This window comes from Faecalimonas sp. LCP19S3_D12 (assembly GCF_052121495.1).
Lineage (GTDB): Bacteria > Bacillota > Clostridia > Lachnospirales > Lachnospiraceae > Faecalimonas.
The window spans coordinates 1-7,475 of the sequence record NZ_JBQKED010000073.1; the positions used below are offsets into that span (position 1 = coordinate 1).

Annotated in this window: 6 protein-coding genes; 1 reads left to right on the forward strand and 5 read right to left on the reverse strand. The window is 50.5% G+C overall.

Features of this window, described 5'->3' with window-relative positions:
* The first annotated feature begins 231 nt into the window (after positions 1-231).
* Positions 232-987 carry an ABC transporter permease subunit gene (locus ACTQXY_RS14700; RefSeq protein WP_441660092.1) on the forward strand — a complete coding sequence of 252 codons (756 nt, stop codon included), beginning with the start codon at positions 232-234 and terminating at the stop codon, positions 985-987.
* Between the two features lie 76 nt (positions 988-1,063).
* Here the strand turns inward: ACTQXY_RS14700 and ACTQXY_RS14705 are convergent, their stop codons facing one another.
* The 5 genes from ACTQXY_RS14705 to ACTQXY_RS14725 form a co-directional block, all read right to left on the reverse strand.
* Positions 1,064-2,545 carry a recombinase family protein gene (locus ACTQXY_RS14705; protein WP_441657192.1) on the reverse strand — a complete coding sequence of 494 codons (1,482 nt, stop codon included), beginning with the start codon at positions 2,543-2,545 and terminating at the stop codon, positions 1,064-1,066.
* An 85-nt stretch (positions 2,546-2,630) separates the two neighbouring features.
* Complete coding sequence (locus ACTQXY_RS14710) at positions 2,631-2,807, reverse strand: hypothetical protein (RefSeq protein ID WP_441657193.1); 177 nt, start codon at positions 2,805-2,807, stop codon at positions 2,631-2,633.
* Positions 2,808-3,092: 285 nt separating this feature from the next.
* Positions 3,093-3,515: a sigma-70 RNA polymerase sigma factor region 4 domain-containing protein gene (locus tag ACTQXY_RS14715; RefSeq protein ID WP_441657194.1), complete on the reverse strand. Its 423-nt coding sequence runs from the start codon at positions 3,513-3,515 to the stop codon at positions 3,093-3,095.
* Between the two features lie 509 nt (positions 3,516-4,024).
* Entirely contained in the window at positions 4,025-6,919 is a 2,895-nt protein-coding gene (locus tag ACTQXY_RS14720; protein ID WP_441660093.1) for a hypothetical protein, read from the reverse strand.
* Complete coding sequence (locus ACTQXY_RS14725) at positions 6,920-7,363, reverse strand: VapA/VapB family virulence-associated protein (protein WP_441660094.1); 444 nt, start codon at positions 7,361-7,363, stop codon at positions 6,920-6,922.
* Between the last annotated feature and the right edge of the window lie 112 nt (positions 7,364-7,475).

Here is a 7,475-nt window from a genome sequence, read left to right on the forward strand (position 1 = left end):
TTCGTAAACCATCGAATGGTAGGAGGTTTTAAACAATCCACAGTATCTCCAACAGTATAGCATATAGACCTTGGAGAGGGTCTATAAACACTACTACTTTATAATACGAGGTGGTTTGGAAAAGATACTTCTCCGGATGATACACAGTTTGAGAAAACATTAAATTAAAAATTTTCAAATTGTGCTGGTATAAATCATGTTAGCACAATAATGTGCAGGGAAGGGGTTCACATGAGTAAATTATTTGACATAAGTATTGTATTATCTGAAATACCCAAAATATTAGTCTATCTGCCTGTTACGATGGAGTTGGCGATTGTCTCATTTGCAGTCAGCCTTGTCTTCGGATTGGCGATAGCTTTGGTGAAAAAGAATGAAATTCCGGTATTGAAACAAATAGCAAGTATTTTTATTTCAATCATTCGAGGAACACCTATCATTGTCCAGCTCTATGTTACCTATTTTGGAATTCCACTCATCCTGAAGGCTGTTAATCTTCAGTTTGGAACGGAATATAACGTAAACGGGGTTCCTTCTATAATCTATGCATTTATTGCATTGGCATTAAATGAATCTGCCTTCAATGCGGAAATCATAAGAGGTGCGTTAAATTCTGTGGGACAGGGACAGGTGGAAGCTTGTCATGCAATGGGTATGACAACCTGGCAGACACTTAGAAGAATTGTGATTCCGGAGGCATTAACAGTTGCGTTTCCGTCCTTGATCAATTCCTTTATCGGATTGATTAAAGGAACGTCACTTGCATTTACCTGTGCGGTTGTGGAAATGACAGCACAGGCGAAAATATTAGGCGGAAGGGATTTCAGATATTTTGAGGCTTATGTTGCGCTTGCAGTTATTTATTGGTTTGTTACATTTATTCTGGAGCAGATTTCAAAGTATGTTGAAAAAAGACTGGCGATTCCAAATGATGCGCCGGATATCGAAGAGCTGGAATTCAAGAGAAATCAGCCGGCAGTCGGATGAGGAGGAACTTATGGCAATTGAAATTAAAAATATAAAAACTATTTTTTACAAAGGCATAATGCCAAGTGAAAAGGTTTTAGATCTTCCAGTGGATTGTAACACTCTCACTGGTAGCGTCAATTTGTGATATGAGAATATCAACCACCTTGCGCTTATCGTCAAAACTTACGGACTCCCAATCATCCAGATAGCCCGTAATGCTGTCAATCTGTGAAGCGGAAACGGAATTAGCGGTGAGGTCTGCAACCAGCCGGAGCTGCTTTTGACGTTCCGCGTCCAGTTCCTCAATACGGTTATTTGCGTATTGCAGGAGCAGCGGGTTTGCCCCGGACAAAGTGTCCAGAAGTTTCTCAATCTCGCTTTCTGTCTTTGCAAGGGCAACGCGGGCAGCGGTCAGTTTCGGGTTATAGCTTTGTTCCTTTCCGCCTTTCAGCGTGTGGAATTTCTGCATTTTCTTAACCATCTCGCCGTACACAAATGTCTCCATGCTTTGTGCCGTTAGTGTACCGGCTCCCTCACAGCTCCCGTTTTCGGCCCGCTGCTTGCACCGCAGGTAGGTAACGCCATTTTGGGCTCTCAGAGCTGCCAGCGCATAGCCACAGCGCCCACACTTGATTTTCCCGGCCAGCCAGGTATTATGGCATTTACGGCCATTCTGGAAAGAGGTGTTCTGTGACAGCTTGCGCTGGACAGTCAGCCAGAGCTGGGAAGAAATACGGCCCTGGTGTGGGGCAATCACAAGGATTTGTTCCTCGCCCTCGCGCCCCTGATAGAGATAACAGCTATTGTCCCCTGTGAACATTTCCGGGGGACTTTCGATTTTTACGCCCTGGGCCTTGAAGTATTCGTAGATGTCCATATCAGCCTGGACATAAACGGGGTTTCTCAGCAGTTTAGAGATAAAGGCCCGTTGCAGCGCCTTGTCATAGACCTTGATGGAGTGTTTGACAAAGTACCGGGTTATATCGCCGTAGGAATTGCCCGGCTCCGCATACATTTGAAACATGAGCTCGGCAAAATCCATTTCCGCATTTTCCACCAGCTTCTTTGTCTTGATCCCGTCCATAACGATGGGCTCGGTATCAAAGCCGTATGGCGTCCGGCCCCGCATATAGTAGCCTTTGGCACACCGGGAATAGAAAGCGTCCTGCACACGCATCTGGATGCTTTCGCGTTCCAGTTGGGCAAAGACAATGCAGATGTTGAGCATCGCCCGGCCCATTGGGGTGGAAGTATCAAATTTTTCCGTACAGGAAACAAACTCCACATCGTATTGCTTGAACAGCTCCATGAGCTTTGCAAAGTCCACAATCGAGCGGCTGATCCGATCCAGCTTATAGACGATCACCCGCTTGATCAGACCCAGCCGGATGTCCTGCAAGAGCCGCTGGAAGTCGGGGCGCTCAATGTTCTTGCCGGAATACCCTTTGTCTTTGTATTCCTTTGCCTCACCGCCTTTAAGTTCGTAGCGGCAAAATTCAAATTGACTTTCAATGCTGATACTGTCCTTTTTGTCAATCGACTGCCGCCCGTAAATTGCATCAATTCTATTATCCATAATTAGCTCCCTTTCTGTTTGTTGGGAGCCAACCTACAATTATATTATACCTCTTACGCCCCCATACAACAAGGATGACTCCGGCCTACCCCCGCTGCCCGGCATACTTGCGGAACACGTCAAACAGCCGCCGCTCAACCTCACGGCTCTGCTTGTCCTGTTCCTGCGGGGAAAAAACGGGGGTGAGATTTTTGACGGTGATCGTCCGATCCCCAAGAACAGCCGTTTTGATTTCACTTTCATATTTGACCTGCGCCTGCATAAAATCCCTCCCATACGATATAGAAACAGAATGTTGGAAACAACAAGGGCCAGCACCGCAAAAGTGCTGGCCCTTGTCCGTCTGCACCTCTGGACAAAATGTCCAGAGGTTTAGTGTGCTTTAGGAGCGCCGCGCTCATTTTCTTGCCCCGTCATAAGACAGCCATACTCGGCAGCGGCGCTCCCCCACAAAGGGGGCGGCGGCCTGCGGCCCCCGCGCCTCCTTTGCGGAGAGAACTTCCTCTCACATACCACCAGAAAAAGAGGGGTAAATGGAGATGGTAACTTAGAAATTTTTTCGCAAATATTTTTTCATGCGGTCAATCCCGCATTTCACAGAGCAGCGGACGGCGCTCTTGTCCACTCCCTCCTCGCGGGCGATCTGACGGTAGCTCTTTCCAAGAATCAAATGAGCGTCCACCCGGCGGCCCTGGATCTCCGGCAGGGAGTTGAGGGCGTTCCACAGCCGGAAAAACAGCTCCTTGCGATCCATGAGCTCCTGGGGGCTGGGCTCGTGCAGGCAGGCGGAGTATTCGATCCCATCGTCACAATCCAGGGAATAATAAGCCTTGTTGTAGCGCACCCGTTCCGCATGGGCGGCCTCGCGCCGCTTGCTGGCCATGAGTTCCTCGGCTACCTCGTCAGGCACCTCCACCAGCTCGTCCGTTAAGTACCAATAATAAAAATCTTTCAGATTGATCGTTGTCATAGCTTGTCCTCCATTTTGTTTCGGTTGATGGGTTGATCGGAAACAAAATGGAGGGCTGGCGGGGAGCGGCACCCTGGGGAGCCACCCCGCACCTCTGGACACAGTGTCCAGGGAGAAAAGCAAAATGCGTCCAAATGGCATAAAGCCACCTGGACGCATCTTTTGAAAACGCGACTTAGTTCATAATGGGATAGGAGCGCATCTATTCGCCCTTGTTCAAAGGCCGCTCCTGTTTTATGGCAAGAGTAGTACAGACAGAGGACGAAAACACGGCACTACCTCCTCAATGCCGCCATATCTCTAAAAAGCGGCGGTCTTGAAATGACTTCAAAACCGCCGCTCTGTCTGAAACTCTCTTTTGTGCGCACAAAATCACCTGCCCCGCAACGGTTTTTTTCTTTCCCCGTCAGGCGGGGCAGGGTTTTGTAACTATTTACTTCATCAATAACGCTCTATGACCTCATTCCTTTCAACCTCTGGACACTTTGTCCAGAGGTGGCCCGCCCAGTTTACTTCCCAATCAGGCTTTTGCGCTTTGTCAGCAGGAAAGCCAGCAGGCCAATCAATCCAGCCAGAGAAATACCGGCGGTTCCCATCGAAACATAGACAATGGTTTTTAGGTTGGAATCCCCGGCTGCGGCGGTGGGAACAGCACCGGCGTTGAGTTCTGTCCCGTCGGTGAGGGTAACGATCAGCTCGCCGTTTTCATTGATGGAAACGCCGGAGATACCAACGCCGTCCTCGCCCTTTACCTTGCCGAGATTTTTCTCGGTTCCATCGGTGAGGGTGACGATCAGCTCACCATTTTCGTTCAGCTTGATGTCGGCAATTCCAACGCCGTCCGCGCCGTCTTTACCGTTCGCACCATTCTTGCCGTTGGCTCCGTCTTTACCGTTGATACCATCTTTACCGTCTTTGCCGTCTGCGCCATTGACGCCTGCGGCTTTAATGCCGGTATCGGTGGTTCCAATCCACCAGTTGCCGTTGCTGCCGATATACGGGGTCAGGCCATCCTTTCCGTCCTGACCGTCTTTACCATCGGAGCCATCGGAACCGTCCGAGCCGTCGCTTCCCTCGGCCTTGATGCCGGTGTCAACGCCGCCGATCCACCAGTTGCCGTTGTCGCCTATGTAGGGGGTATCGCCATCCTCGCCGGGGTCGCCCTTGTCACCCTTGTCGCCTTTGATACCTTGCAGGGCAGACAGGGCAATCAGGTTTTGCCAGTCGCTGTCGGCGTCATATTTCCATTGGATGTAGCCGCCCTCCACGCGAAGCTCCACCTGTTTGCCGTCGGCACCGTCGGAGCCGGTAATATCGGAGAGGTCAACCAAAGGCCGCCATGCGTCATCGCCCTCGCCCACATAGCGCCAAAGGATGCTGCTGCCGTCGTTTTTCAGTTCTACCTCGCGGCCATCTTCACCGTCCTCGCCTTTCAGGTCGGAAAGGGGCATCAGGTTTTTCCAATCGGTGTCTGCGCCGGTGGTGTATCGCCACTGGATATAGCCATTGGCTACTTGCAGTTCCACTTCTCTGCCGTCGGCACCGTCTGCGCCGTCGCCGCCGGTGATAGCATCCAGCGCCACAAGATCACGCCAGGCGGTGTCCGGCTCGTCTGTGTATTTCCATTGAATTTGTGTGCCGTTGTTCCGCAGTTCTACCTCGCGCCCGTCCTGACCGCCGGAATCGCCCACCAGCTGAATGTTACCCAGATCACGGATGGACGCTGTGCCGTCTTTCGCAGTAATCTTAACGTCCACCGTGCGGCTGGCAAAGTCGGTGCTTCTATTGTTTTCCTGCTCCGTATAGAGCCGCAGAGTGTAGTTCCCATCCGAAACGCCGGTCAGAGGAATATTGACCGTGCCGCTGGCGGCGGTATCGCTCAGTTCGACCAGCTTGTTGTAATAGAGAACGTCCGTGCTGCCGTCCGGGGTCAGCACGCAGGAAAGGTACTGATTTTCGCCGGTGTTGGCAACATAGCCAAAGGAGAGGGTTTCGCCGGTCTGGGCCGCCTGTGTGGGATCGGCGGTCACGGACAGTTTCAGGCTGTCGTCAAAAACGGTATATTTATATTCCTCAAAGCCTTCCAGCACCAACGGGTAGGGGTTGCCGCCAATCGTTACCCTTTTGGCATCTTTTGCAAGGTAGAACGCATCGGAAATGTCCAGATAGAAGGCTGGGCGCACACCATTATAATACGAGGCGAAACTACTCGTCACATCGCCAGTATCTCCCTGCACAGCATAGACAGTAGTCCAACTCGTAGTATCACATGTCGTACGCAGCCAATAAAATCTTGCAAATGTCACATCATCATAAAGTTCACTCTTAAGAATCTCGACGTCGGTTCTGTCCGCTTCGTCTTTGGAAAGAGGCCAAAACGGCTGATCATGCGCCGTTTCACCGCTGATCCCGTCCGCGGAAGTGAGAGTGCGGGGAACGATGAGGGAACTTTCTTTGCCGGCCAAATTAAGATTGGAGCTAAAATCTGCCATTTTTTGTTGCAAATCGCTGCCAAGATAGTTTTGCGAGCTAGTTTGCGCCGGGATGACTTGGGCGCCCATGGATTCCCGCGGATTTTCAAACAGGGTGACGGTGTTCTCCGGGCCGGGCACAGAGCCCTTTTCTCCCTGGCCCACCACATACCACCACTGGCCGCCGAAGGCCACCTGGATTCCCTCAACCTTTTCCGGCAGCGCCTCGGCTTTCACATACAGGGCAGGGCGAATGGCAAACTCATTGGTAGCCGTAGATGCATCATTTCCGCCCAATGCGCCAGATATTCTTTCCCACCGCTCACTTCCATCCGTGTTATAGGCAGTCACTGTATGCCGGGGAGGATTAGAGATATTATTGTATTGACCTGTACGCCCCCAGTAGATTTCTTCAAATTGACGGATGGATGTGTCGATCAGAGTAGCTTCTCCTTCAATCTTAATGGCATTTATTTTATCCAAAGTGCTGCCGATCGGCCACAAAAACTGATTGGTCACTGGCTCGCCTTTGATTTGATCCAATGTGGCACGGGGAACGATGTCATTTTTATACGCTGACAGAGTACCGTTTGCGATTTCCTCCAACTTCTTTTGCAGGTCGCTGTCTTTGTAGTTGTATGCCTCACTGTTTTCCCTATTTCCACCGTTTGTGCTTGTTCGGAACGCGGTAGAGCCAAAGTCGTTGTTTTTGGCAAACAGGGTGTAGCAGCCGGACGGGGCGGTGACGCCATCGCTTTCGGTGCCGATGATGTACCAGTCATGCCCGGCAAAGGTCACGATGTCGCCGATATTGTAGCTGCCTGCGGCAAAAGCCGTCGTGCCCATGCCCGGCACCAGCCCCACCAGCAGGCACAGGCAGAGCAGCGCGGCTAAAAATCGTTTTTTCATAATGTTAAGTCCCTCATATTTCATTTATTTCCAGCTCCCTTTACCACCACCAATACCGCCGGTCGGAGTAGAAACCGCCCCCGCCTGATAGTGTCCCAGCAGACGGGAACTCTTATCAAAGAACAGGACGCTTGTATATACCGGGGTAACAGTAAATTGAAAGCTGTCCGTATCACGGTACAATCTTTCCAGATCACTTGTATAAAGGTCTCCGATCAAAGCCTGTGCGCCGGGCAAACCACCGCCGCCGCCATTTCCGGTGAACTGCTTTTTCACATCGTCATAACCGCCAACCGTCACACGGAAATAGAAAACCGCACAGATCAAAGACCCCTGTGTGTGGTACTTGTTTTCGGTGCATTTGATTTCCTGCACCATCTGATCCAGTTTCTCGTCCTCAAGTTTTCCTTTGAAGTTGTTGTAAAAATCCTGTGCAATCTGTTCGTTCAGTTTTTTGTTTTCACTCATATTAAATTCTCCTCGTATTATAAAGTAGTAGTGTTTATAGACCCTCTCCAAGGTCTATATGCTATACTGTTGGAGATACTGTGGATTGTTTAAAACCTCCTACCATTCGATG

Bases quoted from the DNA above. Each gene is read 5' to 3' on its own strand.
- ACTQXY_RS14710 (WP_441657193.1), bottom strand. From the start codon at position 2,807: ATGCAGGCGCAGGTCAAATATGAAAGTGAAATCAAAACGGCTGTTCTT.
- ACTQXY_RS14725 (WP_441660094.1), bottom strand. From the start codon at position 7,363: ATGAGTGAAAACAAAAAACTGAACGAACAGATTGCACAGGATTTTTAC.
- ACTQXY_RS14700 (WP_441660092.1), top strand. From the start codon at position 232: ATGAGTAAATTATTTGACATAAGTATTGTATTATCTGAAATACCCAAA.
- ACTQXY_RS14705 (WP_441657192.1), bottom strand. From the start codon at position 2,545: ATGGATAATAGAATTGATGCAATTTACGGGCGGCAGTCGATTGACAAA.
- ACTQXY_RS14715 (WP_441657194.1), bottom strand. From the start codon at position 3,515: ATGACAACGATCAATCTGAAAGATTTTTATTATTGGTACTTAACGGAC.
- ACTQXY_RS14720 (WP_441660093.1), bottom strand. From the start codon at position 6,919: ATGAAATATGAGGGACTTAACATTATGAAAAAACGATTTTTAGCCGCG.